General features: G+C 44.0%; 25 protein-coding genes, 1 tRNA gene and 1 riboswitch. Of the genes, 22 read left to right on the top strand and 4 right to left on the bottom strand.

The window, feature by feature from the left end; genetic code table 11:
* Window positions 1–7: 7 nt before the first annotated feature.
* Window positions 8–946: a nucleoside hydrolase gene (locus ACSYSN_RS06725; protein ID WP_491712080.1), complete on the top strand. Its 939-nt coding sequence runs from the start codon at window positions 8–10 to the stop codon at window positions 944–946.
* 51 nt (window positions 947–997) lie between these two features.
* Here the strand turns inward: ACSYSN_RS06725 and ACSYSN_RS06720 are convergent, their stop codons facing one another.
* Both ACSYSN_RS06720 and ACSYSN_RS06715 read right to left on the bottom strand, forming a co-directional pair.
* Window positions 998–2,314, bottom strand: coding sequence for a C1 family peptidase (locus tag ACSYSN_RS06720; RefSeq protein ID WP_491712079.1), 1,317 nt, complete (start codon window positions 2,312–2,314; stop codon window positions 998–1,000).
* Between the two features lie 128 nt (window positions 2,315–2,442).
* Window positions 2,443–2,865, bottom strand: coding sequence for an Hsp20/alpha crystallin family protein (locus ACSYSN_RS06715; protein WP_491712078.1), 423 nt, complete (start codon window positions 2,863–2,865; stop codon window positions 2,443–2,445).
* Window positions 2,866–3,070: 205 nt separating this feature from the next.
* On the opposite strand from ACSYSN_RS06715, the gene greA reads away from it, so the two are divergent.
* The 3 genes from greA (at window position 3,071) to ACSYSN_RS06700 (ending at window position 5,693) form a co-directional block, all read left to right on the top strand.
* The gene (gene greA / locus ACSYSN_RS06710; RefSeq protein WP_491712077.1) at window positions 3,071–3,532 is read left to right on the top strand and encodes a transcription elongation factor GreA; all 462 of its coding nucleotides are present in this window, start codon (window positions 3,071–3,073) and stop codon (window positions 3,530–3,532) included.
* A gap of 76 nt (window positions 3,533–3,608) precedes the next feature.
* Window positions 3,609–4,922: a Y-family DNA polymerase gene (locus ACSYSN_RS06705; RefSeq protein ID WP_491712915.1), complete on the top strand. Its 1,314-nt coding sequence runs from the start codon at window positions 3,609–3,611 to the stop codon at window positions 4,920–4,922.
* Between the two features lie 108 nt (window positions 4,923–5,030).
* A complete protein-coding gene (locus tag ACSYSN_RS06700) occupies window positions 5,031–5,693 on the top strand; it encodes a CPBP family intramembrane glutamic endopeptidase (RefSeq protein WP_317637251.1) in 663 nt (220 codons plus the stop codon).
* Between the two features lie 42 nt (window positions 5,694–5,735).
* On the opposite strand, the gene ACSYSN_RS06695 is transcribed toward ACSYSN_RS06700, so the two are convergent.
* Both ACSYSN_RS06695 and ACSYSN_RS06690 read right to left on the bottom strand, forming a co-directional pair.
* Window positions 5,736–5,806: transfer RNA gene (locus ACSYSN_RS06695), tRNA-Gly, on the bottom strand.
* A gap of 90 nt (window positions 5,807–5,896) precedes the next feature.
* Window positions 5,897–6,499: an SOS response-associated peptidase family protein gene (locus ACSYSN_RS06690; protein WP_491712076.1), complete on the bottom strand. Its 603-nt coding sequence runs from the start codon at window positions 6,497–6,499 to the stop codon at window positions 5,897–5,899.
* Between the two features lie 97 nt (window positions 6,500–6,596).
* Between ACSYSN_RS06690 and trpS the strand changes: the two genes are divergently transcribed.
* From trpS to ACSYSN_RS06600, 18 genes are all read left to right on the top strand, one after another.
* Window positions 6,597–7,616: a tryptophan--tRNA ligase gene (gene trpS, locus ACSYSN_RS06685; protein WP_491712075.1), complete on the top strand. Its 1,020-nt coding sequence runs from the start codon at window positions 6,597–6,599 to the stop codon at window positions 7,614–7,616.
* Between the two features lie 3 nt (window positions 7,617–7,619).
* Window positions 7,620–8,099, top strand: a complete 480-nt coding sequence (locus ACSYSN_RS06680; RefSeq protein WP_491712074.1) for a deoxycytidylate deaminase — start codon at window positions 7,620–7,622, stop codon at window positions 8,097–8,099.
* On the top strand, window positions 8,029–8,688 hold the full coding sequence (locus ACSYSN_RS06675) for a TPM domain-containing protein (RefSeq protein ID WP_491712073.1): 660 nt from the start codon (window positions 8,029–8,031) through the stop codon (window positions 8,686–8,688). The genes ACSYSN_RS06680 and ACSYSN_RS06675 overlap by 71 nt, the downstream gene beginning before the upstream one ends.
* A gap of 56 nt (window positions 8,689–8,744) precedes the next feature.
* Window positions 8,745–8,908, top strand: a riboswitch (M-box (ykoK) riboswitch).
* 88 nt (window positions 8,909–8,996) lie between these two features.
* Window positions 8,997–11,687, top strand: coding sequence for a magnesium-translocating P-type ATPase (gene mgtA, locus ACSYSN_RS06670; protein ID WP_491712072.1), 2,691 nt, complete (start codon window positions 8,997–8,999; stop codon window positions 11,685–11,687).
* 108 nt (window positions 11,688–11,795) lie between these two features.
* On the top strand, window positions 11,796–13,772 hold the full coding sequence (gene metG, locus ACSYSN_RS06665) for a methionine--tRNA ligase (RefSeq protein ID WP_491712071.1): 1,977 nt from the start codon (window positions 11,796–11,798) through the stop codon (window positions 13,770–13,772).
* Window positions 13,772–14,539: a TatD family hydrolase gene (locus ACSYSN_RS06660; RefSeq protein WP_491712070.1), complete on the top strand. Its 768-nt coding sequence runs from the start codon at window positions 13,772–13,774 to the stop codon at window positions 14,537–14,539. Before metG ends, ACSYSN_RS06660 begins: the two co-directional genes overlap by 1 nt.
* A complete protein-coding gene (gene rnmV / locus ACSYSN_RS06655) occupies window positions 14,526–15,092 on the top strand; it encodes a ribonuclease M5 (RefSeq protein WP_317637244.1) in 567 nt (188 codons plus the stop codon). The genes ACSYSN_RS06660 and rnmV overlap by 14 nt, the downstream gene beginning before the upstream one ends.
* Complete coding sequence (gene rsmA, locus ACSYSN_RS06650; RefSeq protein WP_491712069.1) at window positions 15,085–15,972, top strand: 16S rRNA (adenine(1518)-N(6)/adenine(1519)-N(6))-dimethyltransferase RsmA; 888 nt, start codon at window positions 15,085–15,087, stop codon at window positions 15,970–15,972. Before rnmV ends, rsmA begins: the two co-directional genes overlap by 8 nt.
* 73 nt (window positions 15,973–16,045) lie before the next feature.
* Window positions 16,046–16,291 (top strand): Veg family protein, encoded by a 246-nt coding sequence (locus tag ACSYSN_RS06645; protein WP_317637242.1) that lies wholly within the window; start codon window positions 16,046–16,048, stop codon window positions 16,289–16,291.
* A 122-nt stretch (window positions 16,292–16,413) separates the two neighbouring features.
* A complete protein-coding gene (gene purR, locus ACSYSN_RS06640) occupies window positions 16,414–17,244 on the top strand; it encodes a pur operon repressor (protein ID WP_317637241.1) in 831 nt (276 codons plus the stop codon).
* A 61-nt stretch (window positions 17,245–17,305) separates the two neighbouring features.
* Window positions 17,306–18,691, top strand: a complete 1,386-nt coding sequence (gene glmU / locus ACSYSN_RS06635; protein ID WP_491712068.1) for a bifunctional UDP-N-acetylglucosamine diphosphorylase/glucosamine-1-phosphate N-acetyltransferase GlmU — start codon at window positions 17,306–17,308, stop codon at window positions 18,689–18,691.
* Between the two features lie 209 nt (window positions 18,692–18,900).
* Window positions 18,901–20,493, top strand: coding sequence for an SLAP domain-containing protein (locus ACSYSN_RS06630; RefSeq protein WP_491712067.1), 1,593 nt, complete (start codon window positions 18,901–18,903; stop codon window positions 20,491–20,493).
* A gap of 303 nt (window positions 20,494–20,796) precedes the next feature.
* On the top strand, window positions 20,797–22,155 hold the full coding sequence (locus tag ACSYSN_RS06625) for a PTS sugar transporter subunit IIC (RefSeq protein WP_491712066.1): 1,359 nt from the start codon (window positions 20,797–20,799) through the stop codon (window positions 22,153–22,155).
* A 14-nt stretch (window positions 22,156–22,169) separates the two neighbouring features.
* A complete protein-coding gene (locus ACSYSN_RS06620) occupies window positions 22,170–23,273 on the top strand; it encodes a DUF871 domain-containing protein (RefSeq protein ID WP_491712065.1) in 1,104 nt (367 codons plus the stop codon).
* Between the two features lie 214 nt (window positions 23,274–23,487).
* Entirely contained in the window at window positions 23,488–23,961 is a 474-nt protein-coding gene (locus tag ACSYSN_RS06615) for a cysteine hydrolase family protein (protein ID WP_491712064.1), read from the top strand.
* A gap of 111 nt (window positions 23,962–24,072) precedes the next feature.
* The gene (locus ACSYSN_RS06610) at window positions 24,073–24,321 is read left to right on the top strand and encodes a hypothetical protein (protein ID WP_491712063.1); all 249 of its coding nucleotides are present in this window, start codon (window positions 24,073–24,075) and stop codon (window positions 24,319–24,321) included.
* Window positions 24,322–24,447: 126 nt separating this feature from the next.
* The gene (locus ACSYSN_RS06605; protein WP_491712062.1) at window positions 24,448–25,185 is read left to right on the top strand and encodes an SLAP domain-containing protein; all 738 of its coding nucleotides are present in this window, start codon (window positions 24,448–24,450) and stop codon (window positions 25,183–25,185) included.
* A 122-nt stretch (window positions 25,186–25,307) separates the two neighbouring features.
* On the top strand, window positions 25,308–26,306 hold the full coding sequence (locus ACSYSN_RS06600) for a helveticin J family class III bacteriocin (protein WP_491712061.1): 999 nt from the start codon (window positions 25,308–25,310) through the stop codon (window positions 26,304–26,306).
* Window positions 26,307–26,308: the final 2 nt, after the last annotated feature.

The following is a 26,308-nucleotide window of genomic DNA, read 5'->3' as shown; positions in this document are numbered from 1 at the left end:
GAGAACGATGAAAGAAATTTATTTTAACCATGACGGCAATATTGATGACCTGGTGTCGTACTTGCTTTTTTTGCAAGCCCCCAACATTAAACTATTAGGTGTTAGCGCAATTGATGCCGACGGCTATGTAGATCCAGCTGTCGCAGTTTGTCAAAAGCTGACCGACCGTTTCAACTTACGTGGTGACAAGTTAGAAGTTGCCAGGTCAACTTCTCGCGCCGTCAATCAGTTTCCAGCAGAGTGGCGGACGGCCTCATATTCCTTCAACTACCTGCCAATGTTAAATGAAGCAGGTAAAGTGGTCACTAAGCAGGCGCAGCAGCCGGCGCACTTAGATATGATAGCCAAGCTTGAACAGGCGAGCGCGCCAGTAACTTTGGTGATGACCGGACCTTTAACTGATCTAGCCCGAGCACTTGATGCCAGTCCGGCAATTGAAACTAAAATTGCTCGACTTTATTGGATGGGTGGGTCACTTGATGGCCATGGCAATGTGGTTCAGGTCAATGCTGACGGCAGCCAGGAATGGAATGCCTTCTGGGACCCAGATGCCGTTGCTCGCGTTTTAGACTCGGCTATTCCAATGCAGGTGGTGGGACTTGAAAGTAGCGAAGAATTACCCTTAACCGATGAACTCAGAATGCATTGGGCTCGCCTGCGCAAGTACCCAGCCATTGACTTAGTGGGGCAAGCTTACAGTCTCTTGGTTAATCCACCGATTCAAACCGCTCAGCTGTACTTCTGGGATGTTTTGACGACTATTAGTGCACTTTATCCAGAAGTTGTTGCGCGGGTAGAGCAGCACCGGGTCAAGGTAATTACCGCTGGCGTGGCTGCTGGCCGGTTGGTTGATGATCCAAATGGTCGCGAGCTTACCCTAGTAACCAAGGCTGATAAAGAAAAATTTTTCCAGCGGTTTGATGAACTGCTCATGCGAACTAACTAAAAAAACGAGATTCTTGTGAATCTCGTTTTTTGTTTGCATCTTAATTTATTACTAGGCAAGTGAATCCCAGGCGGGTAGGTCGGTTACTGGGCCTTCTGCCAAGGCGACTTGGTCGGGGGTTAGGTACTTCTTGTGGACAACTACTTCATAAGTATAGTCTCTGAACCAGTCGTTATTCATGACAAAGAAGCCCTTGTCGCCGTTCTTTTCACCCCAGGAATTTTCCACTTTCCATTGGCGGATGTGGCCCTGGTCTTCGTCAACTCCCACAATGGTCATGGCATGAGTGGAAGCTCCAGCTCCGGTACGTAGTCGGTCACCCTTAGACATTTTGAGGTCAACCCCATATAAGTCAGTGTACTGGTACAGGTCGCTGTTGAGGTAACCCTGCTGGCGGTCGCTTTGGGCACCAACTTCATTGCCAAACCAGACGGCTTCGCCGTCTTTTAATTGACTAACGGATGCTGATTCGAGATATTCCATTGGTACGTTGAGAAACTTGATACGATAAGATCCTGCTACATTGTCTTCAAAGGGTAAACCATACAGTTTGTTATATTCATGGTCGGGCGCGTTAGTTAGGACAACGTAGTCATCGAAGTCAACGTCGCCCATATACTTGTGCAAGAACTCGAGTGGTGTCAAGTCCTTGTCCAAGTGGTAGTTTTTGTCGTCGTCGCGGTATTCGAGATCAAACTTCCGGGGCGGCTCACCGACTGCAATAGCTGTCATTTGATACACTTCACTCAAGAGTTGCTCGCGTACTTTGGCAAGTTGATCTTCCTGACCTTTTTGCTTTAACGCGCGCAGCACTAGGGCATCTTTTCTCAGTTTGTCGCCAAGTGTCTTGGCAAAGGCATGAGTATTGTTGGTGTTAGCATTCTCCGGCATGGCATAAGATGGTACTACCCCATATTTTGCTATTAGGGCAGCGGCCATGTGAAATTGTCCGCCGTCTGCTCCCGCATCTTCAAGGTAAGCCTTAACGGTACGGGAGTCTAGTGCCTGGTCAGCAGTAGCTAGAATGTTCTCATAAAAAATATTTGCGCGTTCAATCTTGTCCCAGAAGAAGTTGTAGCTTTGCGAGAAGGTGAAGTTCTTAACGTGGTGCTGCTTGCCAAAGTTATGGCGCAAAATATTGAGTGTCGCAAACTCCCAGCAGCGCCCCGATTGGCGCTGATTAGTAACGTTTTCAGTGTCTAGTTCAGTTGAAAAAACCCGATTTAATTCAGCTTGCACCCGCTCGTTATATGCGGCTGCCTGTACGCCACTCTTTTGAGCGGCGCGGGCAATAACTTGATTTTTAGGGTTGGCATTGAATTGGTCTGCAAATTTTTCGATTTCTTGGACGGTAACCTGATGTCCCATAAATTAATCTCCTTTTTAATTTAATTTTAAATTATCTTCTATTCTAAGCCAAAACAAAAACGAGTTCAATATTTGAACTCGTTTTACCAAAGTAATTATCTTGGGCTGTCCTAAAACGCTCTGGATAGCTAGTCGATTTGGATCGAGTTTTCGCTTTCACTAGCGCTTTGTTTTGGTAGGTTAATGGTCAGTACCCCATTGTCATACTTGGCATGGATGTCACTAGCTGCAACATTTGGGAGCCTGAAGCTGCGGGAGATGTGACCCTCACTTCTTTCGCGGTGGATAAGACTACCATCTTTGGACATGTCCTTGAAGGACTTGCGCGAACCTGAAACGCTCAAAATACCATTGTTATAACTAAGGTTAATCTTGTCCTTATCCATGCCGGGCAGGTCAACTTTAATAACGTATTCGTGGTCGTTTTCCACGACATCTGCCTGCATTAATTTTGCCATTTCATTGTTGTCAAAAATTTTCTTTGGAAGATCAAACCAGTCATTCATCGCATCAAAAATGTCATTGTGCCGATTCATCATTTCATTTGCCATAGTAAAAACTTCCTTTCAAATTAACTTTATTTTGTAACGGAAGACTTTCATTTCTTCCTTACACTGCTTATTATAGTATGCAGATTAGGAAAAATAAAATAATTGGCACTCTTTATTTTTGAGTGCCAAATAAGTCGCTTAAATGCTGGTAAAATAGCATTAAATGCTTGTGGATAATTTTTTAAAAAAGTAGGGAGAGAAAATAATGGTTTATTATCAAAAAATGACACCAACCGGTTACCAAAAAATCAAGGATGAGATTACTCGGTTAAAGCAGGACCGGCCCCGTCGGATTAAGATTTTGCAGGAGGCACGAGCCTTAGGCGACCTGTCAGAAAACACTGAATATACGGAAGCTAAACGGGACTTGGGACACTTGCAGAGCAGGTTGCGTTACTTGGACAAGCAGTTAAAGTATGCCGAAATTGTTGAAAAAAGCGCAGACGGCAAGGTTGACTTAGGCAAAACCGTCACTTTGAAATTTGCTGATGAGGAAGAAACAGTGGAGTATCAACTTGTGGGCCAGCTGGAGGCCGATCTTACAGCCGGTAAGGTGGCCTATGATTCACCATTGGGACAGTCCATCATGAAAAAAACGGTCGGAAGTAAGGTTAAGGTAGAAGCACCAGCTGGTGAATACCAGGTAACTATCATTGCGATTAAATAAGTTTTTACTTGCTTGTTCAAACGTATGTTTCTATAATTGATAATCGAACAGTAGTTTGGAACAGAGGGTGAAGATGATGTATGATTACCGCTATGAACCGCATCGCGTGATTTTAATGATTGATAACAAGTCTTTTTTTGCCAGTTGTGAGGCACTTAAGTGGGGACTCAATCCGATGAAGGCAGTATTAGCAGTGGTTTCCCACCAGCCTGACAGTAAGGCGGGCGCGGGATTAATCATGGCAGCGTCGCCACTGGCAAAAAAGAAGTATGGTTTGACTAATGTGATGCGAGTACGTGACCTACCTAATAGTGATGCGGCCCCCGATTTGATCTTAGTAGAACCACATATGAACTTATATATCAGGCGTAGCATGCAAGTGCTGGACATTTTGCGGGAATATGCAGCTGAGGAGGACATCCATGCTTATTCAATTGATGAGTCGATGATTGACATGACCAAGTCCTGGCACTTGTTTGGTGACGATCCTTACTTGGTGGCACGGCAAATTCAAGTAAAAATTAGAAAGGAGCTGGGACTATACACGACTTGTGGGATCGGTGAAAATCCCCTACTGGCCAAGTTGGCAATGGATACTTCGGCTAAACACCGGGAATCGATGATTGATTACTGGCACTACATTGATGTGCCCGACACAATTTGGCGGCTTCCTAATTTAGAAGATGTTTGGGGGATTGGCAAGAGAACGGCCAAGCGTCTGCACCGGTTACAGATTAATAATATGTATGAATTAGCTCACACTGATCCGGCTATTTTACAAAAAGAATTCGGGGTTATTGGCGCACAATTATTTGCCATGAGTTGGGGGGTTGACCGTAGTATCATCAGTCAAAAGTACCAACCGCGGACGAAAAGCTATGGTAATTCGCAAATCTTAACAAGGGATTATACGGTCCAACGTGAGCTGGAAATCGTCCTCCGTGAAATTGGTGAGCAGGTGGCCGCTCGGATTCGGGCACATCACCTGCAGGCCGGCTGCCTTAGTCTACATATTGGCTTTTCACGATATCAGCAAGATGGCAACCGCAAGGGTTTCAGCGTTCAGCAAAAAATTCTCCCCACTAATGACAATGACCTGCTGGCGCAAGAACTCATTGCACTTTTGCGCAAAAATTGGCATGGCGAGCCTGTCCGAGAAATAGGAGTAAGTTGTGGCCACTTGGTCCCTGCAACTAGCGACCAGCTAACCTTTTTTGTTCAACCTGCTGAACAGCTAAAAAAACATACCATTGATCTGACTATCGATCGGATTAGACAAAGGTACGGTTTTACCAGTCTAATCCGGGCTTCCAGTCTGTTGCCCGGGGCGACCGCCATCAGACGTAGCAGCCTGGTTGGTGGTCACAATGGTGGTAATGCTTATGAGTAAGCATTATGGCCGGTCTGCAGGAGAAAAAACAGCTGGCATTTCATAAAGCGGCCTTTTTTTGCTATAATATGGGACTTGTAAGGTACACATTGGATAGAGGTAATTTTTGTGAATACACCAGCATCAAGAGAAGGCAACCTAATTCGCTATGCCATTTACTTAATTGGCTACATAATGGTTGCTGGCGTAGTTAAGCTTGTTACTAACAATTCACCAATTCACATCTGGGACTTAATTTTATTTGTCACGATTTCACTGATGGTTTTGTTGTTTTTTATTTATCGTTTTAACCGGGAGCAGCGTTATTTCGACCGCAGTTTCACGGGCTCATGGTTGAGTGAATTCGGTCTTATTGTGGGCTTGACGGTGGTCGTGACGGTTCTGCGGATTAGCGTGTCGTGGTTACAGTCTTATGGCAAACTCAAACTGTATGGCTTTCAGCTTGACTACTTGCACCATGAAGCAAGTGGTACGTACTGGTTTTTATTATTGGCAGTAGGTATTGTCGTACCTGTGCTGCAGGAATTTCTGGCGACTGGATTTTTGTTTAACTATGCCTTCCGGCGTAACACCGTAATGACAGCTGCGCTGGGGACACTTGCTTCGGGCTTGGTCTTTAGCCTGCTCAATTGGCAAAATTCGCTGCCGTTACTGGTGGTCAATTTGATCTTTGGTGCCATCTTTGCTTGGTCTTACCTCTATACCCAAACGCTCTGGATGCCTGTCTACTTGGCAATAGTTAACGGATTGATCTTGGTTATTATGACCTAACAAAAAAAGGCAATGACTTAAGTCATTGCCTTTTTTGTTTCAAGCGGATAGCGTGAATCGAACCCGCATCTTCAGCTTGGGAAGCTAACGTTCTACCATTAAACTATACCCGCATTACTGAACCAGTTTACCATGTTTTTGGTCTAAATCCAAGTTTCGATTTAAAAAATTTAGACCGGTAACTAGCAAAAGTAGCAGATTGGCTATTGTCTTTGCGGTATTTTGCTGACGGCTAGGGGTATCTGACTACGGTCAAGCAATGAAGTGAAGTTTTGAAAGAGCCACTGCCGCAATTCCTGGGGTTGAATGACTAAGGGCATTCGGTCATGAAGTGGTGCCATTACTGAATTAGGGGCAGTCGTCACCATGGCGAAATGGTCTTCTTGATAAATTCCGGCAATTAAGGTCAATGGTTCAGTTTCATTGCGAAAACTGAAACGTTCATGGTAACGGCGGCCGTTGCTAGCTAGATAAGTTTGCGGCCCGGATTCAAAGAATTGCTTGGCAATAATGAGACAACGCCGTTTTGCAAAGGAGCTGTCCCACAGCGACGGTTTTTCCGCAAAAAAGCGTTCAATACGAGCATTGAAGATTACCTTGTTGGCGAATGGGCTGGGATAACCCCAGGTCTTTTTGTCTAAGATTAACTGCTTATCTTGAAAAAGCAAGACAGGTGCAGCCGCTTGGGGAAAGATTTGCTGCGCTTGCGGAAGCTGAGCAGCTGGTTCGACTAGTGGTAAGTTCAAGTCCTGTATCAGATACTTGCTAATTTCGGCCAGACTGGCTAATTGAAATTGATTGAACATTTTTCTCTCCGTATTTAATCATCACTTGATTTTTGGTAGAATTGACTATAATTAGCAGATGAAATAGGTTTTAAAAGTTCAAGGAAGGCAAGATAGAATGAATAAGAAAGTTATCCTAACAGGCGATCGCCCAACTGGGAGATTGCATGTGGGCCACTACATTGGTTCTTTAAAAAATCGGGTTAGACTGCAAAATACTGGTGATTACCACCCGTTCATTATGATTGCCGACACTCAGGCCCTGACTGACAATGCCCGTGATCCCGAAAAAATCCGCACCAGTCTCGTGCAAGTTGCCCTTGACTATCTGGCGGTGGGGCTTGATCCAACTATTTCAACCATCTTCGTGCAGTCGCAAATTCCAGCTTTGTTCGAGCTGACAGCTTATTATATGGACCTGGTAACGGTTAGCCGCTTGGAGCGTAATCCCACTGTGAAGGCTGAAATTAAGCAAAAAGGCTTTGCTGAGTCCCTACCAGTAGGCTTTTTGAATTATCCAGTGTCTCAAGCAGCCGATATTACGGCCTTTAAAGCAACACTGGTGCCGGTTGGCGATGATCAGGCACCAATGCTTGAACAAACCCGTGAGATCGTGCGGACTTTCAACCGTGTATATAATTGTCAGGTGCTGGTTGAACCGGAAGGTTATTTTCCGACCCAAGGCCAAGGGCGGTTGCCTGGACTCGATGGCAATGCCAAAATGTCCAAGTCATTGAATAATGCGATTTACCTGTCTGATGATGCAGCAACTGTCAAGCAGAAGATCATGTCAATGTATACTGACCCGGGGCATATTCATGTCGAGGATCCAGGCAAGGTTGAAGGTAATACGGTCTTTACCTATCTTGATATTTTTGCCCCTGATAAGGATAAGGTAGCAGAATTGAAAGAAGATTACCAAAAAGGTGGCTTGGGCGATGTCAAAATTAAACGTTACCTGAACGAAGTAATGGAAGCAGAATTGAGTCCAATTCGGGCTCGCCGAGCCCACTTTGAGCAAAATTTAGCTGAGGTTGAGGAGATGCTAGTAGCAGGCTCAGACCAGGCCAATCAAGTAGCTAATCAAACTCTGACTGAGGTGCGTGAGGCAATTGGCCTGAATTACTTTAAGAGGTAAAAAATGCGTAAACGGATTCCTTGGAAACAATACTTTATGATGCAAGCACTGGTGATTGCCCAACGCTCAACTTGTGCGCGAGCGCTTGTTGGTAGTGTCTTGGTCAAGGACAATCGAATTATCGGAACCGGCTACAACGGTTCCGTGACGGGTGCTCCGCATTGTGATGACGTCGGTCATCAGATGGTGGATGGGCATTGTGTGCGGACAATTCACTCGGAAATGAACTCGTTGATTCAATGTGCCAAGAACGGAGTTTTGACTGCCGCTACGGAAATCTACGTAACGCACTTTCCTTGTTACAATTGTGCCAAAGCACTGACGCAGGCCGGAGTCAAAAAAGTTAATTATTACTTTGACTATCATGATAGTCCGTTAACTATAGCGTTGTTTAAAGAATGTGGGGTACCCTATGAGCAAATTAAAATTGACCGCGACTACGTGGAGCAATTGGCTCAAATGCTGGCAGACGTTGAAAACTAAGTTGACGTTAATGCTTGCCTTGGTGGGGGTGTTTTGCACGATGACGGCTTTTACCAATCCCAACGTCAAAGACAATAGTCATCTGCTGGACCGTGAAACCAGTAAGTTGATTATGGCTAAGAACGATCGTTATCTGCAGACGAGTGAGCAACCGCGAATTATTGTGCAGACAGTAAACCGGGTGAATCATTTAACGCCCAAAAAACTGAGTAAGTATAAACACACCGTCTTTATCGTGGTAGGTAGTAAAGATCAGAAGCGTAACGTCCAGATTTATACCAGTAAGGACTTACACGGCGGCTTTACCGCGGATATTCGCGGTAGCATCATTCGGGCACAGTCCGACCGCTTGCGCAGCAATAACCGCCAAAAATTTAATCAAGGCTTACGCTTCGTCTTTAGAGCATGTGCGACCACCATTGACCAACAGTATCAGTATTCGCTTGATAGGTACGACTTGTCGGCAGAGGAACGCGCCCAAATCACGCATCCCCACCGGCTAGCACTTCCGATTGCCCTAGCCCTTGTGGTCGTTTTGGGGGGACTGGCTTTATTCTTTAAAAATAACTTGCACCCAAAAAATAAGTAAATGGGTTGACTTGGGTTGGTGATGTGTATTACACTCACAGTGCAAATCAAATAAAACAAATAAACTGTTAGGTGAGACTCCTACGTGAACAAATGCTATCGCTCAGAAACATCCAGAGATGCCAATGAGTTAAATAGTTACCGTCGAGATAAGGCGGTAACCAGATAGCTAGCCTGAGCTTACGTCACGTAGTGTTAAAACTGAACGACGAGTATTAATGATACCTTGTTTAAAAGGGGGTCGCCAGCGGTATGAGGGCGATCTCTTTTTAGTTTGTTTGCGTTTTGGAAAGAAAAGGAGTGATGAAGATGCTGAGAAAACCAACTGAAGTTGCTAGCAACAAGGACCTGGAGCTAGTCAAAGCCATTGCCAATGAGGATAGGGCAGAGACACTCGCAAGGCTCCATGCAAGCAGCGACGGACTGACCAGTAGTCAAGCAGAAAAAAACCGGGAGGAATTTGGTTCCAATACAATCGCGTCTGGTAAGCGCAACTCTAAGCTGCAGTTTCTAGCTGAGGCCTTTATAACGCCGTTTACGTTGGTCTTATTAGCCTTGGCGGCAATTTCTCTCTGTACCGACTATATTTTTGTACCGGCCGGAGAAAAAGATCTGAGTACAGTTGCCATCATGCTCACGATGGTGGTCATTTCAGGGATTACTAGCTTTATCCAAAATGTCAAATCTTCTAGTGCCGTTGAAGCACTTTTAAAAATGGTTTCGGTTACCACGGATATCATCCGGGATGGCAAGGACCAGGAGATCGATACCAGCAAGGTGGTGGTTGGTGATGTAATTCGTCTGGCTGCTGGTGATATGGTGCCGGCAGACATGCGGTTACTTACTAGTAAAGACCTCTTTTGTTCATCTAGTTCGCTCAATGGTGAATCAAATCCAGTTGAAAAAATTGCGACTAAGAAACCGCAATTAGGTCAAGATCGTGACTATCTGGATTACCCCAACATTCTCTACGAGGGAACGACAATTGTTTCTGGTTCTGGCTTAGGTGTAGTTTTTGCCACGGGTGAGCGGACCATGTTTGGCAAGCTGGCGCATGACATTGCCCACAGTGATGTTAAAAACACGACTTTTGACGTGGGAATCAAGAACGTTTCTAAGCTTTTGATTGTTATGACGGCAGTCATTGCGCCGCTGGTATTAATTATTAATGGTCTAACTAAGGGTGACTGGGTTAATGCCTTGATCTTTTCGATTGCGACCGCAGTTGGTTTGACTCCAGAGATGCTGCCGGTAATTGTTACCACTAACTTGGTTAAGGGTTCAATTGAGATGTCCAAAAAGGGGACAATCGTCAAAAAAATGAACTCAATTCAGAATTTTGGCTCTGCTGACATCCTGTGTACCGACAAGACGGGAACACTTACCCAGGACAAGGTCGTACTAGAACGCCATTATGACTTGAACTTGCACGAAAACCCGCGGATTTTGGAAATGGGCTACATCAATGCTAATTATCAAACGGGGATGAAAAATCTGATTGACAAGGCAATTATCGAGGCTTCCGGTGACGAACTCGATATTAGTGAAATCCAGCGTGATTATAACAAGATTGATGAAATCCCCTTCGACTTCTCCAGACGACGCATGAGTGTTGTGGTTGAGAATGCTGATCGTGAACATGGCGAACACTTGCTGGTAACCAAGGGCGCTTCTGAAGAAATGATGGCTGTTGCTACCAAGCTTGAGGTTGATGGCCAGATTCTGCCGCTAACCCCAGAGCGTAAACAAAAGGTAATGGAAAAGGTCAACAACATGAATGATGATGGCCTGCGCGTGATTATGATTGGCTATAAGCGGAATCCGGCCCCAGTGGGCGAATTTTCGGTCAAGGATGAAAATGAGCTAATTCTTTGCGGGTTTTTAGCCTTTCTTGATCCGCCCAAGGAGAGTGCCAAAGCCGCTCTGGCCCGTCTTAAGGGTGATGGAATCACCGTTAAGATCTTGACTGGCGACAATGAGGCCGTTACCAGAACGGTTGGTCTGCAGGTGGGGTTGAATGTTGATACGGTTTATTCCGGCGCAGATTTAGAAGGTAAAAAACCGGAAGAGCTAGCCAAGATGGTTGAAGAATGCAATATTTTTGTCAAACTTTCACCAGAAGATAAGACTAAAATTATTAACTTGCTGAAGCAAAACGGGCATACGGTCGGTTATATGGGCGATGGGATTAATGATGCTCCCGCAATGAAAGCCGCTGATGTTTCAATTTCAGTTGATACGGCCGTTGATATTGCCAAAGAATCTGCTGATATTATCTTGTTGCATAAGGATCTCAATGTGCTCGAAACGGGGGTTCGGATTGGCCGTAAAGTCTTTGGCAACACGATGAAGTATATCAAGATTACTCTTTCCTCCAACTTCGGTAATATCTTGTCAATATTAGTGGCCTCCTCCTTCTTGCCATTTTTGCCGATGCTACCGCTCCAGTTACTGGTTTTGGACCTGCTGTATGGCACCAGTTGTTTGTCACTACCCTTTGATGATATGGATAATGAGTACCTGAAAGTACCACGGACTTGGTCAACAAAAAAACTGCCGAAGTTTATGTTTTACTTTGGACCGACTTCCTCGGTCTTTGATATTTTAACTTTTGGCTTGCTGTACTTTGTGATCTGCCCGCACCTAGTTGGCGGTAACTATAATGCGATTAGCCCCGTTCAACAGGTTGCCTTTATTGCATTGTTCCACACGGGTTGGTTTATTGAGTCGCTTTGGACTCAAGAAATGGTTATCCATGCCCTGCGCGATCCGCGCTTGCCTTTTGTGGGTCAGCATGCTACGGCCACGGTCATCTTGTCCACCTTTGGTGCAAGTATTATTGGTACGCTGATTCCATTCTCGTTTTTGAGCAACAAACTAAAGTTTGGCGAGCTCCCAATGAGTTTCATGTGGATTGTGCTAGGAATTTTAGTGCTCTATATTTTACTCACCACGGTGATTAAGCACTTTTACCTGAAAAGTGAAGAGTTCTTAATTTAGCGCTACTAGTAAAAAGCGCACATTTGAAAAGAGGATTCCGTCCGGAATTCTCTTTTTTAGTGATGTAGTATAATATAATGAAGTTAGACAAAACTTAAGGAGAAAAATATGGCTGAGCAAAAAACTTTTTATATCACGACCCCAATTTATTACCCATCTGGTCGCTTGACCATTGGTAATGCATACACGACGATTGCAGCCGATGTAATGGCGCGCTACAAGCGGAGTCAGGGCTATGATACCTTCTTTTTGACGGGGACCGATGAGCACGGTCTTAAGATTGAACAAAAAGCTGCAGAACAAGGCATTAAGCCGCAAGAATTTGTGGATCGAATGGCAGCGACCTATCAAAAGCTGTGGAAAAGTCTGAATATCTCTTATGACAAGTTCATTCGAACCACTGATGAGGAGCATGTCCGGGGAGTGCAGCAGATTTTTGAACAGCTCTTGCAGCAAGGTGATATCTACCTGGGCGAATACACCGGTTGGTATTCGGTTGAAGATGAAGAATACTTTACTGAGTCCCAGCTAGCCGAGGTCTATAAGGATGATACCGGCAATGTAATCGGCGGGAAGGCACCGTCTGGGCACGAGGTTCAGCTAGTCAAAGAACCGTCTTACTTTTTCAGGATGAGTAAGTATGCTGACCGCCTCTACCAGTACTACCAAGACCACCCCGAGTTCATCTTGCCGCATTCCCGTGAAAAGGAAATGGTCAATAACTTCATTAAACCAGGCCTAGAAGATCTATCTGTGACGAGAACAACGGTTTCTTGGGGCATTCCGGTCCCAAGTGATCCCAAGCATGTGGTCTACGTTTGGATCGATGCCCTGTCTAACTATATTACGGCACTGGGTTATGGTTCTGAGGATGATTCTCTATTTAAGCAGTTTTGGCCAGCTGATATTCACTTGGTGGGTAAGGAAATTGTGCGTTTCCATACGATTTATTGGCCGATTATGTTGATGGCCCTAGGGCTGCCCCTGCCTAAACATATTATTGGCCATGGCTGGGTGCTCATGAAGGATGGCAAGATGTCCAAGTCCAAGGGTAATGCCGTTTATCCTGAATCAATTACCAGCCGTTATGGTGTTGATGCCTTGCGTTACTACTTGATGCGGGCGCTACCCTTTGGGGCAGATGGGGTGTTTACTCCTGAAGACTTCGTTGAACGCGTCAATTATGACTTGGCCAATGACTTAGGTAACTTGCTTAATCGAACAGTTTCAATGATTAATCAGTATCAAGCTGGCCTAGTCAAACCGGTGGCTGGTGACCAGGATGAGTTTGGACAAGATTTAGCCCGCATTGCTAGTGAGACTATTGCGGACTACCAGGAAAAGATGGACACATTTCACTTTACCCAGGCCATTGAGGATATCTGGCAACTAATTAGTCGTGCTAATAAGTATATCGATGAGACAAGGCCATGGGCATTGAATAAGGACAAGAAGACGGCTGAATTAGCTCTGGTAATGTCCAACTTGGCTGAAAGTCTGCGGTTAATTGCGCTCTTAATTGCCCCGATTATGACTGAAACACCGGTTGAAATGTTTAGACAGTTAGGTCTTGACTGGCAGGATAAGGGTCACAAGACCCTTGAATTTGGGGGCTTTGACTGGCAAATTAAGGTGATTGAACAGGCTGCGCCAATCTATCCCCGCTTAAAGCCAGCAGAAGAAATTAAGTACATCAAAGATGAGATGGCCAAGGCCAAGCCAAAGAAGCAGAGTCGTAGCCAACAGGGCCAAGTCAAGGAAATCACAATTGATGACTTTGACAAGATCAAGATTCAGGTCGGCAAAATCTTGGCAGTTGAGCCGGTTAAAGGTTCGAACAAGTTGTTGCAGTTCCAGCTCGACTTTGGCGATGGCAATGAGCGGCAAATTTTGAGTGGTATCCGCAAGTTCTACCCTAATGCCAGTGAACTGTTAAATAAGAAGGTCTTGGCTGTGATCAACTTAAAACCGCGTAAGATGCTCGGGCACTTGAGCCAAGGAATGCTGCTTTCAAGTGAACAAGGTGGCATGGTTAAGTTGGCTTTAGTAGGCGATGAACACGAAGTGGGAGCAGAATTAGGTTAATGGAACTAATTGATAATCATGCTCACTTGCAAGATGAACCTTTTCGCGGCAAAGAAGAATATTATCTTGAGCGCGCTCAGAAATTAGGTGTGACCAAGCTGATTTGTGTGGGTCAGGATCCAACTTTTAATAAAAGGGCAATTGACTTGGCTCAGCGCTTTGATCAAGTTTATGCCATGGTCGGTTACTGTCCTGACGTCGCCGGGGATTATAATCAAGCGGCTGAAGATGAGCTGATTGAACAACTGCAACTGCCTGGTGTAGTCGCAATGGGCGAGATTGGGCTGGACTATTATTGGGATGAAGCGCCTCGCGATCAGCAGCGGGCTGTTTTTGCCCGCCAGCTTGAACTAGCCCACGAACTAAAAATGCCAGTGGACATCCATACGCGGGCTGCCTTTGGTGATTGCTACGAGATTTTGCAAAGCAGCAACCTAGAATATGGTGCAATTCTGCACAGCTTTAATGGCGATGCGAGGTGGCTAAGCAAGTTTCTCGATCTGAATGTTTATTTTTCCTATTCCGGCGTAGTTTCTTTTACAAAGGCGACAGAAGTTCATGAATCTGCGCAAAAAACGCCGCTAGACCGGCTTTTAGTTGAAACTGATGCCCCGTTTCTGACACCCAAACCATACCGCGGTCGCCAGAATGAACCGGGGAATGTTTATTACGTGGCGCGTGCGCTTGCTGAACTGAAAAATATTCCACTAGAAGAAGTTGCCCAGGCAACATATGCAAATACAGTGAGGGCTTATGGTCTTAACTAAAAAACAATTTAATGCGGTTGTAGTAGTTGAAGGTAAAGATGACACAACCCGACTCAAACAATTTTTCCCGGGGATTGAAACAATTGAAACTAACGGTTCAGATGTACCCGAACCGGTCTTGATTGAACTTGCAGAATTAGCCAAAAAAAGACCAATTATCATTCTGACGGATCCTGATCTCAATGGCGAACGCATTCGCCGATTAGTAACGGCTGCAGTACCTGATGCTAAACAGGCTTTCATTACCCGCAAGGAAGGTGAGCCGCACAAACGAGGTAATTCGCTGGGCGTGGAACATGCCTCGCGAGCAGCCCTGATTAAGGCCTTAAGTGAGCTGCATGAAGCGCAGGCCTTGCCTAGCGATTTAACCATTGGAGATTATCAGCGGCTGGGTTTATCTAGCGGTCAAGGTGCACGTAAGTTGCGTGAACAAGTTGGCATTAAGTTGCGGATTGGCTATGGTAATGCCAAGCAGTTTTATAAACGCTTGCAAACTTTTGGCGTGACGCTGAATGACCTTGAACAAGCCGTCCAGGAGGTTAAGCATGAATAACGAAATTCCCATTGGATCGGCGGTTAGAACCCAGGCAATTATCAACCAGTATTTTGTCCGGGCGAAGAAGAACTTGGGTCAAAACTTTTTAGTCGATTTGGATGCAATCAGAGCTATTGTTAATGCTGCTGAAGTTGAGCCAGGTGACCAAGTAATTGAAATCGGACCAGGTATTGGCTCTTTAACTGAGCAGCTCCTGTTAGCTGGTGCGAAGGTCTTCGCCTATGAAATTGACGAAGACTTACCGACAATTTTGGAGCATGAATTACCGAATAAAATAAATGGTATTCCGCGCGCAGAGCGTTTTAAGCTGATACTCAAGGATATCTTAAAAGCAAACTTTGACCAAGACCTTAGTAACTTCTTTGACATGACCAGACCGGTTAAGGTAGTTGCAAATCTACCGTACTACATCACGACGCCGATTATTTTCTTTTTGGGCAATACTGGACTGAACTTCTCTAGCTTAACTTTGATGATGCAAAAAGAGGTGGCAGAGCGCTTGCAAGCTAGTCCTAACAGTAAGGACTATGGTCCATTAACGATTGCTGTGCAGACTGAAATGAGTGCCCAGATTGCCTTAACCGTTCCCAGTACATCATTTATTCCCCGTCCCAAGGTAGATTCTAGTGTGGTGGTTTTAAGACCTTTGGCAGAAAAGCCAGCAGTTGGAGAACGTCAGCATTTTAATTGGGTGGTTAAGATGTGTTTTGCTCAAAGGCGTAAGACATTAAATAATAATTTGAAAAACTTGCTGCCAGATCAAGAACAGCGTACGCGTTTGATAGCGGAGCTAGGAGTTGATCCCCGGGTGCGGCCAGAACAGTTAACTATTAGCCAATTTATTCAGATTGCTCAAGCGGTTCCAATTAAAAAATAATCTTATCTTACTTAAAAAATATTGAAAAAGATCAAGTGAAGTGGTATAATCACTGCTAAAGGAGCTGTTACTATTGCCAACATCAATTAATACCATTAAGGACAAACTGGATTCGCACTTAGGTGACGCACTAACAGTGGTTGCTAGAGCCGGACGTAAGAAAGTTACAAAAAGACGTGGAGTTTTACGGGAGACCTTTCCCGCTGTTTTTGTAGTCGACTTGGACCAGGAGCAAAATAACTTTAAGCATGTCTCATATAGTTATACTGACTTGTTAACCAAGAATATTACCTTGAAATTTGACGATGTAGCTGAATAAGATAAAATTCAAGCGAGAAAGATACCTATCGGCACTGGCATTTTGTAAAATGTTAGTGCCTTTTTTGGTGGTTCAGTGTATAGTAGTAACAGACAAAAGACAAACATTAGAGGTGATAACTTATGAAACGTTCAGAGAGATTGGTCGATATGACCAAGTATTTAATGGAGCGCCCCCACGATTTAATCCCGTTACCACTGTTTGCTAAGCGCTACGGTGCGGCTAAATCATCGATTTCTGAAGATCTGGCAATCTTGAAGCACACGCTGGCTGATAAGCAGGATGGTATTTTGGAAACAGTTGCCGGCGCTGCTGGTGGCGTCCGATATGTTCCCTTTTGGGGCAAAAAGCATGCCCAGAACTACTTATTTGATTTGGCGTCGCGCATTGAGGACTCACAGCGCATCTTGGCCGGTGGTTTTGTTTACTTATCCGATATTTTGGGGAATCCGCAAGACTTAGAAAAGATTGGCAAACTAATTGCAACCCGTTATGCTTACGCTAATATTGACGTGGTTATGACGATTGAAACCAAGGGAATAGCTCTGGCTCAGGCCGTTGCGCGTTACTTAAATGTCCCTTTTATTATTGCGCGGAAGCGGTCCAAAGTGACCGAAGGAGCAACGGTCTCGGTTAACTATATTTCATCTTCACTTGATCGGGTGTCTAAGATGGAATTACCAACTAGAGCTTTGAAAGATGATGCGAACGTTTTGCTAGTTGATGATTTTATGATGGCTGGCGGCACCTTGACTGGGATGCAGCAACTAGTGAAAGAATTCAACGGCAATATTGCTGGTGTTTGTGTTCTTTGCGAGGCTGATTGGGATGATGAAAAGCTGATTGAGGACCACCTTTCACTAGTGAAGATTAAGCAAGTTGATGGTGAGCAAAAAGTCATTGTGGCCGAACCCGGAACATTGGTGGCGCATACCGACTATAGTCGCTTTTAACTTGAGGGATAATATACTAAAATATTAGTATTAGGAAGTAAGATAGAAGAGGCTGAATTTAATGAAAAAGTTTGTAGTAATTCTTGCAGCTGGTAAGGGTACCCGGATGAAGTCCAAGCTATACAAGGTTTTGCACCAAGTTTGTGGTAAAGCCATGGTTGAGCATGTGGTTGAAGCAGCGCAAGCGATTGACCCCGATCAGATTGTTACTGTTGTTGGCAATGGGGCCGAAGAAGTCAAGAAGACTTTAAAGGGTAAGTCAGACTTTGTCCTGCAAAAAAAGCAGTTGGGTACGGGTGATGCGGTACTAACTGCAGAAAAGTTGCTGGCTAGCAAGTCCGGCGCGACGCTGGTGATTACCGGCGACACCCCACTATTTACCAGCCAAACTTTCCAGAAATTGTTTGATTACCACCAGAAAAAGGGTAATGCAGCTACTGTGTTGACCGCACAGGCACCTGACCCCTACGGTTATGGCCGCATCATTCGTGACGAACAGGATAATGTGTTACGAATTGTTGAACAAAAAGATGCTAGTCCAGAAGAACTAACTATTAAAGAAATTAACACCGGTGTCTTCTGTTTTGATAATGAACAACTCTTTGCCGCGCTCAAGCAGGTGGGTAACCATAATGCCCAAGGCGAGTACTACCTGACCGATGTTTTGGAGATTCTGCGAAATAAGGGTCAGCGCATTGGGGCTTATAAGATGCGTGACTTCAGTGAAAGTATTGGTGTCAATGACCGGATTGCCCTGGCACAAGCTAACCAGATCATGCAAAAAAGAATTAATGCAAAGCACATGCGTAATGGGGTGACTTTTGTCGATCCTGATACAGCCTATATTGATGCTGATGTCAAGATTGCCAGTGATACCCAAATTGAAGGCAATGTGGTGATTAAGGGACAAACTGAAATCGGTAGCAATTGCTTGATAACAGCTGGTTCCAGAATTATTGATGCAAAACTAGGCAACCACGTCACGGTGACGTCTTCGACAATTGAGCAGTCTGAGATGGATGACCACTCTGATGTTGGTCCTAATTCACACTTGCGGCCCCAGTCGCTTATTCGTGCGGGTGCACACATTGGCAACTTCGTTGAAGTGAAAAACGCTGAGATTGGAAATAATTCCAAGGTTGGCCACCTGACTTATGTAGGCGATGCAACCTTGGGCAAGGAAGTTAACGTGGGTTGCGGAACGATCTTCGCTAATTATGATGGCGTGCAAAAAGATCATATTAATGTCGGTGACCGGTCCTTTATCGGTTCAGGTGCAACTTTGGTTGCCCCGGTCAATGTGGCTGACCATGCCTTTATAGCCGCCGATTCTACAATTACTAAGGACGTAGCTCGGCATGAGCTGGCAATTGCCCGTGGCCGGCAGGTCAACAAACCTGATTACTGGCAAAAATTGCCACTTGCGAATGATCCACAGTGGAAATAATGAATTCAGATAAATTTTAGTAACATTATAATTCTTGTTATCAATTTATTAGTAAGTAGCTGATAAATGCTGTTAAATATACTAGAAGGCAGTACTTAGCAATTGCTTAGGAGTATTAAGAAAAAGTAAGCTATCGCTCTTCCTGCTTTATTTACTCGGCTTTTGGTATACAATATAGATATTAAATTTTTTACGAGGTAGTGAATTAAATGAATTTAAGTCATAAAATGATGATCGTCTCAACAGCTGCACTGATTGGTGTAAGTCCAATAATCAGTGCTAGTGCGCCAGTCTTAGTTCAGGCCGCTAACGAGTCTGCAACTAAGAAAGACAGCGATAACGCTGGAATTAATGACAGAAGCGGCAAGCAGACCAAGGCTTCAAAGAAGGGTACTATCAAGTTAAGTCATAATGCTTATGTTTATGATAAAAACGGTAAACGGCTGAAGACTTATATGGGTAGTGCAAAGTACACTAAGATCCCTAAAGATAAGCTCTTGAATTATCGCGAAAAAGTAACTATTGCCAACCAGGACTACTATGATATTGGTTCTGGCGCCTTTGTTAAGGCTGCTAATGTTGGTTACGTTGATGGTAAAAAGGTCGTCAAGGCGACGAAGACTACTACGGCTAAGATTAAGCGCAATGCTTACATTTATGATGCCAAGGGCAAGACTGACAAGAAAAAGCTTAAAAAAGGTCAGACTGTCAATGTGGACCAGTTGATCTACATCAGTAAAAAGCTCTACTATAGGATTAGTGGCCAGACCAACCAATTCATCAAGGCTGCTAACGTGGGGACGGTTACTGGCCCCAAGCTTAAGCCAGTCACATCGGCCCCGGCTAAAGATGAAAGTTTACCAAATGATAAAGAGACAGTTATTACGTTGAGCCGTAATGCCTACCTCTATGATGGGAACGGTGAATCGAGCAAGACCTTAATTAAGAAGGGTCAACAATTAAAGGTTGACCAACTCAAGTACATTGGTAAGAAGTTATACTACCGCATTAATGATAGTAACTATCCTGGCACTGACCAGTGGGTTAAGAAGAGTAACGTTGGTGTGATTGCCGGTAAGCAATTAAAACCAGTAAACGCCATGCCCGAAGAAGACAAGACGGTAACTACGGTTACCTTGGCCCGCAATGCTAATGTATATAACGACAAGGGTGTTAAACAGTCAACCAAGACTTTTGCCAAGGATCATACTGCTCGTGTAACTGAACTGCGTTACATTTGGGTTGAAGCAGATAACAAGGCAGAACTGTTCTACAAACTGCAAAGCGACAAGAACGGCTACTTGAAGGAAGCTGATATTAGTATGGTTAGTGGGGCTAAATTAGTGCCAGTCAATACTCCTGAAACAGCCAAAAATGAAACGGTAACTGCCACAGATACTGATAAAAAGGCACTGCAGGATGCTTTGACAGATGCTACCAAGGTAAAGGCAGATGATTCCTACAAGCTTGCTACTAAGTCGCTCCGCGATGCCTATGATGCGGCTGTCACCTCAGCAAGCCAGATTAATGCGGCCGTTTCGACGATCGCTCAAGTTAACGGTGCAGTAGCTAAGCTTAATACGGCTAAGGCTGCTCTCAATGGCAAAAAAGTTCAGGTTAAGGACTTGACCAACTTAACGGTTGATGAGGCTAACCAAATTGTTAAGTTAGCCGCCACTGCCAATGGTGTTGATGCAAGTGCAGTGCAGTTTAGTAACAACAACACAGTGCTAACTGTTACGAACGCGAATGGTTTTCAGCAAACCTTGAACATTTCCGATTACGCAGTTGCTGCAAAGTAAGTTGCTTCAATAAAAGTGATACCGTTGGTATCGCTTTTTTGTTTGGTCAAAAAGTATACTATTGACAATATGAACACAAAATTATAGTAGAGGATAGGTCATATATCAAAATTTTATAAAAATATTTTTGGCCTATACCGCTTATTTGAAAAAGCCACCAGCTATCGGATACATGGCTAGTATTGGCATATACCAAAGGCTGAGAGCTTACAGCCCCAGCACTTTTCGGCAATTTAAAGTAAACCGCTTCCAAGGAAATGTGTTATACTACAATTGTTATGAGATATAGCGAGGAGGAATATTATGAATAAATTAATTGATTGGTTAAACAAACATGTTGTTCCAATCGCAGCTAGGATAGGGCAAGTTCGCTGGCTGGTAGCCTTGCGTGACGCCTTTATTTCTATTATGCCGTTGATTATGGCTGGTGCTGTGGCCAGTGTTATTAACGCGTTAATAAGGGATTTGCCAACTCAAATGGGTTGGATGGGCATTGTTAACTCGATGCAGTGGCTGATTGGCATTAATTCTGTGGTTTGGACAGGGACAACAGCCATTTTAGCTTTACTATTTGCTTTTACCTTTGGTTACCAACTATCGGTTCAATACAAGGTTGAGCCGACAGCCGGTGGTTTGGTCAGTCTTGGTACCTTTATCATGGGTCTACCGCAAAGTTTCACTATGAATTTGGCGAAAACCCTGTCTAAGGGTGATGCCAAGACCTTGACTGATGCCGGAGCTGCCGTTACTGGCAAGAACGTTTCGACCTGGGGTTACTTCAACTTTAACAAGTACTTCGGTGCGGCTGGTTTCTTCACAGTCATGATTATGGGTGCCATTGCGGTCACTATCTATATCTGGTTTATGAAGAAGAAGATTACCATTAAGATGCCGGACAGTGTACCGCCAGCAGTTGCTAATGCTTTCACGGGTATTATCCCGGCAACCGCTGGACTCTTCACGGTTGGTGTAATTGATTATCTCTTTAGTCTTAACCAGACGACGGTGATTGACTTTATTTCTAAGACTATCCAAGAGCCACTGATGCATGTCAGTCAAGGTTACGGTTCTGTTCTTTTGATGGCTTTCTTGGTCCAACTCTTCTGGTTCTTTGGTATTCACGGTTCCAACGTGCTTGCTCCGGTTTTGGACAGTATTTGGTTGACGGCCCAGATCGCTAATATTAATGCTGGCCAGGCCGGCAAAGCTTTGCCTTATATGTGGACCCGGTCCAACTTTGATCTCTATGCTTGGATTGGTGGAGCTGGTTCGACCCTGTTATTGTTATTAGCAATTCTAGCCTTTTCTAAACGGGAAGACGAGCGTGCTGTTGCTAAGGTAGCACTCGTTCCTGGCTTCTTTAACATTAACGAGCCGACCATGTTCGGTTTGCCAATTGTATTAAATCCCATTTACTTTATTCCATTTGTGCTGGCACCATTGGTCATGGTCTCAATCGCTTATGGTGCTTTGAGCCTCGGCTGGGTGGACCCAGTTAGAAATCAGATGGTATGGTCAATGCCACCGTTCATCAACGCCTTCTTGGCTACATTGGACTGGCGTGCGGTGGTTCTGCAAGTGGTTAATATGATTGTGGGCTTCCTGATTTACGTTCCGTTTGTCAAGATTTCCAACAACATTAAACCAGAAGATGTAGCCTAAAGGAGTAACGAGACATGAAGCAATTAGGAATTTCCCTTTACCCTGAGCAAAGCACTTTTGACCAGGATAAAGCATACATCGACTTAGCACATCACTACGGCTATCAGAGAATCTTCATGTCGCTACTGCAACTAAAAAGTAGCACGGGTGAAGACTTACTAGCCCGCCTCAAAGAAGATGTGGCATACGCTAATCAGTTGGGCTTTAAGACGGTTGTTGACATCAACCCCGTCTTGTTCAAGGAACTACAAATTGACTATAATGATTTAGTTTTCTTCCATGAGCTAGAAGTTTGGGGGCTTCGCTTAGATGAAGGCTTCAGCGGCATGGAAGAAGCTATCATGACGCATAATCAGTACGGTTTAAAAATCGAGCTGAACATGAGTCGGGGCACCAACTACTTAGACAGCATTATGGCTTACGATCCAGAGATTGACAACTTAATCGGCTGTCACAACTTCTATCCGCAGGAATATACGGGTCTGGGAGAAGCAATTTTTCTTGACTATTCAGCAAAGTACCGTGATTACGGTTTGCATACCGCCGCATTTGTCTCTTCGAAAAATGCTAAGTTCGGTCCTTGGCCTGTTCATGAAGGGTTGCCGACCATGGAAAGCGACCGTAAACGGGATATTTTTAGTCAAGTGACCCATTTACGCTTGAGCAAGATGATCGATGATATTATCATCGGTAATGCCTTCGCCAGTGAAGCTGAGCTAGCTAGTGTTGCTAAGGCCTTTAATAGCCCATTCCCAGTTTTGGGAATAGAGTTTGAAGAGGGCGTACAGCCGCTTGAACGTAAAATTTGTTTGCAAGAGCCGCATCTATACCGCGGTGATGCTTCAGATTATCTCTTGCGCGACACTAAGACACGGGTTGTTTATGCCGAGGAGTCCATACCTGCGCACTCTGCCAATAAATCTAACTTTGAACGGGGAGATGTAGTCGTGGTTAATGATGATTACTCGCGCTACAAGGGTGAATTGCAGATTGTGCAAACGCCCTTACCAAATGATGGTCGGCGCAATTTGGTCGGTCGGCTAAAGCATGATGACCTCGATTTGCTAGCTTGGATTGAACCGTGGAGTACATTCATGATGCAAGAGGCGGCTAAATAATAATTAATTTTAAAAAGTGTAAGACTTTTGCCATAAACTCCGAAATTGAGCTCAAATTTCGGAGTTTTTGTTTCCGTGTTTTCAGCTTATAAAATAGCTTAAAAATGTTCAAAATTAGGTATTGAATGTTAAGGTCAAAGCGTTATAATGTAATCGAATTCATAAAGTGTCAATGCTAGAATTTATGTTTTATTTACCAAGCGAGAGGAAAACAATGCCAGCCGATAATTTATTATTAGTAGTCGATGTCCAAGAACAAACGATGCGTTTTTTAAGTGGAAAAACTTCCTTTTTGGAGCGTGTCAACCGCATTATTAGGACTTTCCAGGAAAAAGGCCAGCCTATCTTTTATGTCAAACAAAAAAACATGGGCAGTCTCTATCCTCAATTGGTGGTTGATAATGATGCGCCAGTCTTTACCAAGAAAGAGCCTAGTGCATTTTCGGAAGCTAGTTTTACTCAGAAGGTTGAGCAGGAACACCCTAAAAATGTGGTTGTCGTAGGACTGATGAGCCAGGCCTGTGTGCAGTCGACCGTGAAGAGTGCTTTAAATCGTGATTATTCTGTTACCTTGATTTCAGATGGTCATGATTCACTGGTCAAGCCGATGCGCCACCATTACAATCAGTTATTGACTAAGCTAGGAGCGCACCGGCTGACTACCGATGAGTTTATGCTAGTTAATTGATCATTAAGCTAAAAAGTAGCCCCAAGTAATCATGCTTGGGGCTATTTTTAATTGACTTTTAATTTTAAGGTGCTAAGATAAGGTGAAATTTTGGAGCTAGGAGGAAATATTATGGCGAAAAAGCCGATTAAAGACTTAGATGATGGCCGTATTTTCCACCTGATTAATCAGGAACGTAAAGTTGATAAAATCATTTTGCCGCTTTCGGCAGTTTACGTGGTGTTTCTAATTTGGGCAGTGATGTTTGACTTTGGCGTTTTTGCTAAGACGGTTGTAGTTACCTTTGTCATTTTATTTACCTATTTTATGATCTGCAAGATCATGGACATCTATGACTGGTATCAGGATAGAAAAAGCTAGTTCATGTCAAAAGATTAGATAAATAAATTGTGAAATTTTTTGATAAAAATAATTCTGCCCATTTTATTTCCTCAATTTGCTACTATAATTAGCATGAGAGATTAATTTTATGTTCGAGGTATTATTATGAAAATTAGTAAAAAACTCATCCTGGGAGCAGTTGCTGGCACCTTGGCTCTCGGTGCTGCGATTCCATTAGCAACCACTACTAGCAAGACAGTCACTGCTGCCACTTCAATTAATAACTTGAAGTTAGCCCATGGTGCCTATGTTTATAACAAAGTTGGTAAACGCCTTCGTACTTATCGCGGCAGCACATGGAAGACCCACCTTAAAAAAGGCGCTACCGTTAATTTACTGGTGCAATCGAACCCCACCGAGCGCGGCAGCAAACGCTTCTTCTTGCTCGATGATGATAACTACAGCCAGTCCTGGCTTCCCTATAAACAAATAAAGGGGCAATATTACTATGGCATCGGTGCTGGTGGCTACATTAAAGCTAGCGATGCAAAGTACATTTCTGGTCCATACTTGACTGCTACGAATAGTCCTGAAGAAGCTCAGGATAATGCTAAAGTTGCCACAGCTGACGACAAGCAAAATTTACAAAAATTAATTGACCAAGAAACTGCTGTTAAGACCTCTCATATTTATTTGGATTCAAAATATACTGGATATTACATTAGCAGCTACGATACAGCATTAAAAATTGCCAAAGAAGTTAACAGCTCTCCAAAAGCCACTATCGCAGAGGTCAAGCAAGCTATTTGGTTATTAGACCAACAACAGCAAACACTTCTAAATTCAACAACAGAAACCACAATGGCTGATAACTTGCTAAGAAATACTAGTCCTATCAAATAGTGTGAAAATATCCTAGTTTATAGCTGGGATATTTTTGTGAATTTGAGTTTAGCTAAGTAAACCGATGTGTTACGTCAATTATGATATTAGCCGCTATGACTAGAAAGTTTGTGAAAAATATTATGAGCAAAATTAATCAACCTGTAATCACACTAATGCATACCTTATCAACCTGTCAAGTTGGTAAGCAGGGACTGTACCACAATGTGGTCCAACAAAGCAATATCGGTCTGAATTCCGTTTATGTTTTGTTACATCATGGTAGTGATAATTATATCTTTAGCACGAAGTTAAGTGCCCACCTTATTTTTGGTAGGGAAGAGGTTAGATTAACTGGGGACCTTGCTGGGGGTCATACCCAGACTTTAGTGCCGGCGGGTAAAGCAACCCACTGGTTTATTGGTACTAAAGGTAAAAAGGGCAGTGGGGGCTATATGTGGGACACACAAATTGCCCGCCTTGAAGTTCCATCCCAAGCGATATATCGGAGTAACCTGAGGTTACCGCGCCTGGCCCATTTAAATTTAGCAGGTAACTTTAATATTCCGGCAGCAAGTCTTGATCGCTCTGAAGCAGCAGTTTCACCGGACTATCAATACTTTTTGGTGGCTACTATTGATCAGGCAGGGACGGGATACTTTTCCTTATATAAGTTGTCTGATGTAAACAAGGCATTAGATCACGCGCGGATTGTTGCCTATAATATTGGCAAGTTGACACCGCTTGGCGGAGGACTCAGTCCGTTTAAAGTCCCTGCCCTGACGGACTCCTCCCAAGGAATTGGTTCTATTCAAGGCTATGCGATTGATCATGTGGTTGACCAACAAGGACGTGAACAGGTTAATGTTTATATTTCCAGTGAATATGCCCCCAATCAGGGAGGTGCCTCTAAGCCCCGCCATCTGTATAAAATTCCGTGGGGTGAAGCAAACAAGTCGAATTGGGCTGATGTGAACTTGTCAGACAACCTAGCAATTGATCACGATAATCAACCCACTGAATTCGAAGGCATTCAAGTTATTGGGGGAAATGACCTGTACCTAACTGTGGCTTATCATGACTTCTTAAGAAGTGGAGTTTGGGGAACTGTTGGTAATCGTATTTACCGGATTTCGTGGTAAAA

The organism is Lactobacillus sp. ESL1191, assembly GCF_058504435.1.
This window is presented reverse-complemented; position numbering and strand designations above follow the sequence as displayed.

Coding starts and splice junctions, on each gene's coding strand:
- ACSYSN_RS06725 (WP_491712080.1), top strand. CDS start 8: ATGAAAGAAATTTATTTTAACCATGACGGCAATATTGATGACCTGGTG.
- ACSYSN_RS06720 (WP_491712079.1), bottom strand. CDS start 2,314: ATGGGACATCAGGTTACCGTCCAAGAAATCGAAAAATTTGCAGACCAA.
- ACSYSN_RS06715 (WP_491712078.1), bottom strand. CDS start 2,865: ATGGCAAATGAAATGATGAATCGGCACAATGACATTTTTGATGCGATG.
- greA (WP_491712077.1), top strand. CDS start 3,071: ATGGTTTATTATCAAAAAATGACACCAACCGGTTACCAAAAAATCAAG.
- ACSYSN_RS06705 (WP_491712915.1), top strand. CDS start 3,609: ATGTATGATTACCGCTATGAACCGCATCGCGTGATTTTAATGATTGAT.
- ACSYSN_RS06690 (WP_491712076.1), bottom strand. CDS start 6,499: ATGTTCAATCAATTTCAATTAGCCAGTCTGGCCGAAATTAGCAAGTAT.
- trpS (WP_491712075.1), top strand. CDS start 6,597: ATGAATAAGAAAGTTATCCTAACAGGCGATCGCCCAACTGGGAGATTG.
- ACSYSN_RS06680 (WP_491712074.1), top strand. CDS start 7,620: ATGCGTAAACGGATTCCTTGGAAACAATACTTTATGATGCAAGCACTG.
- ACSYSN_RS06675 (WP_491712073.1), top strand. CDS start 8,029: ATGAGCAAATTAAAATTGACCGCGACTACGTGGAGCAATTGGCTCAAA.
- mgtA (WP_491712072.1), top strand. CDS start 8,997: ATGCTGAGAAAACCAACTGAAGTTGCTAGCAACAAGGACCTGGAGCTA.
- metG (WP_491712071.1), top strand. CDS start 11,796: ATGGCTGAGCAAAAAACTTTTTATATCACGACCCCAATTTATTACCCA.
- ACSYSN_RS06660 (WP_491712070.1), top strand. CDS start 13,772: ATGGAACTAATTGATAATCATGCTCACTTGCAAGATGAACCTTTTCGC.
- rnmV (WP_317637244.1), top strand. CDS start 14,526: ATGGTCTTAACTAAAAAACAATTTAATGCGGTTGTAGTAGTTGAAGGT.
- rsmA (WP_491712069.1), top strand. CDS start 15,085: ATGAATAACGAAATTCCCATTGGATCGGCGGTTAGAACCCAGGCAATT.
- purR (WP_317637241.1), top strand. CDS start 16,414: ATGAAACGTTCAGAGAGATTGGTCGATATGACCAAGTATTTAATGGAG.
- glmU (WP_491712068.1), top strand. CDS start 17,306: ATGAAAAAGTTTGTAGTAATTCTTGCAGCTGGTAAGGGTACCCGGATG.
- ACSYSN_RS06630 (WP_491712067.1), top strand. CDS start 18,901: ATGAATTTAAGTCATAAAATGATGATCGTCTCAACAGCTGCACTGATT.
- ACSYSN_RS06625 (WP_491712066.1), top strand. CDS start 20,797: ATGAATAAATTAATTGATTGGTTAAACAAACATGTTGTTCCAATCGCA.
- ACSYSN_RS06620 (WP_491712065.1), top strand. CDS start 22,170: ATGAAGCAATTAGGAATTTCCCTTTACCCTGAGCAAAGCACTTTTGAC.
- ACSYSN_RS06615 (WP_491712064.1), top strand. CDS start 23,488: ATGCCAGCCGATAATTTATTATTAGTAGTCGATGTCCAAGAACAAACG.
- ACSYSN_RS06610 (WP_491712063.1), top strand. CDS start 24,073: ATGGCGAAAAAGCCGATTAAAGACTTAGATGATGGCCGTATTTTCCAC.
- ACSYSN_RS06605 (WP_491712062.1), top strand. CDS start 24,448: ATGAAAATTAGTAAAAAACTCATCCTGGGAGCAGTTGCTGGCACCTTG.
- ACSYSN_RS06600 (WP_491712061.1), top strand. CDS start 25,308: ATGAGCAAAATTAATCAACCTGTAATCACACTAATGCATACCTTATCA.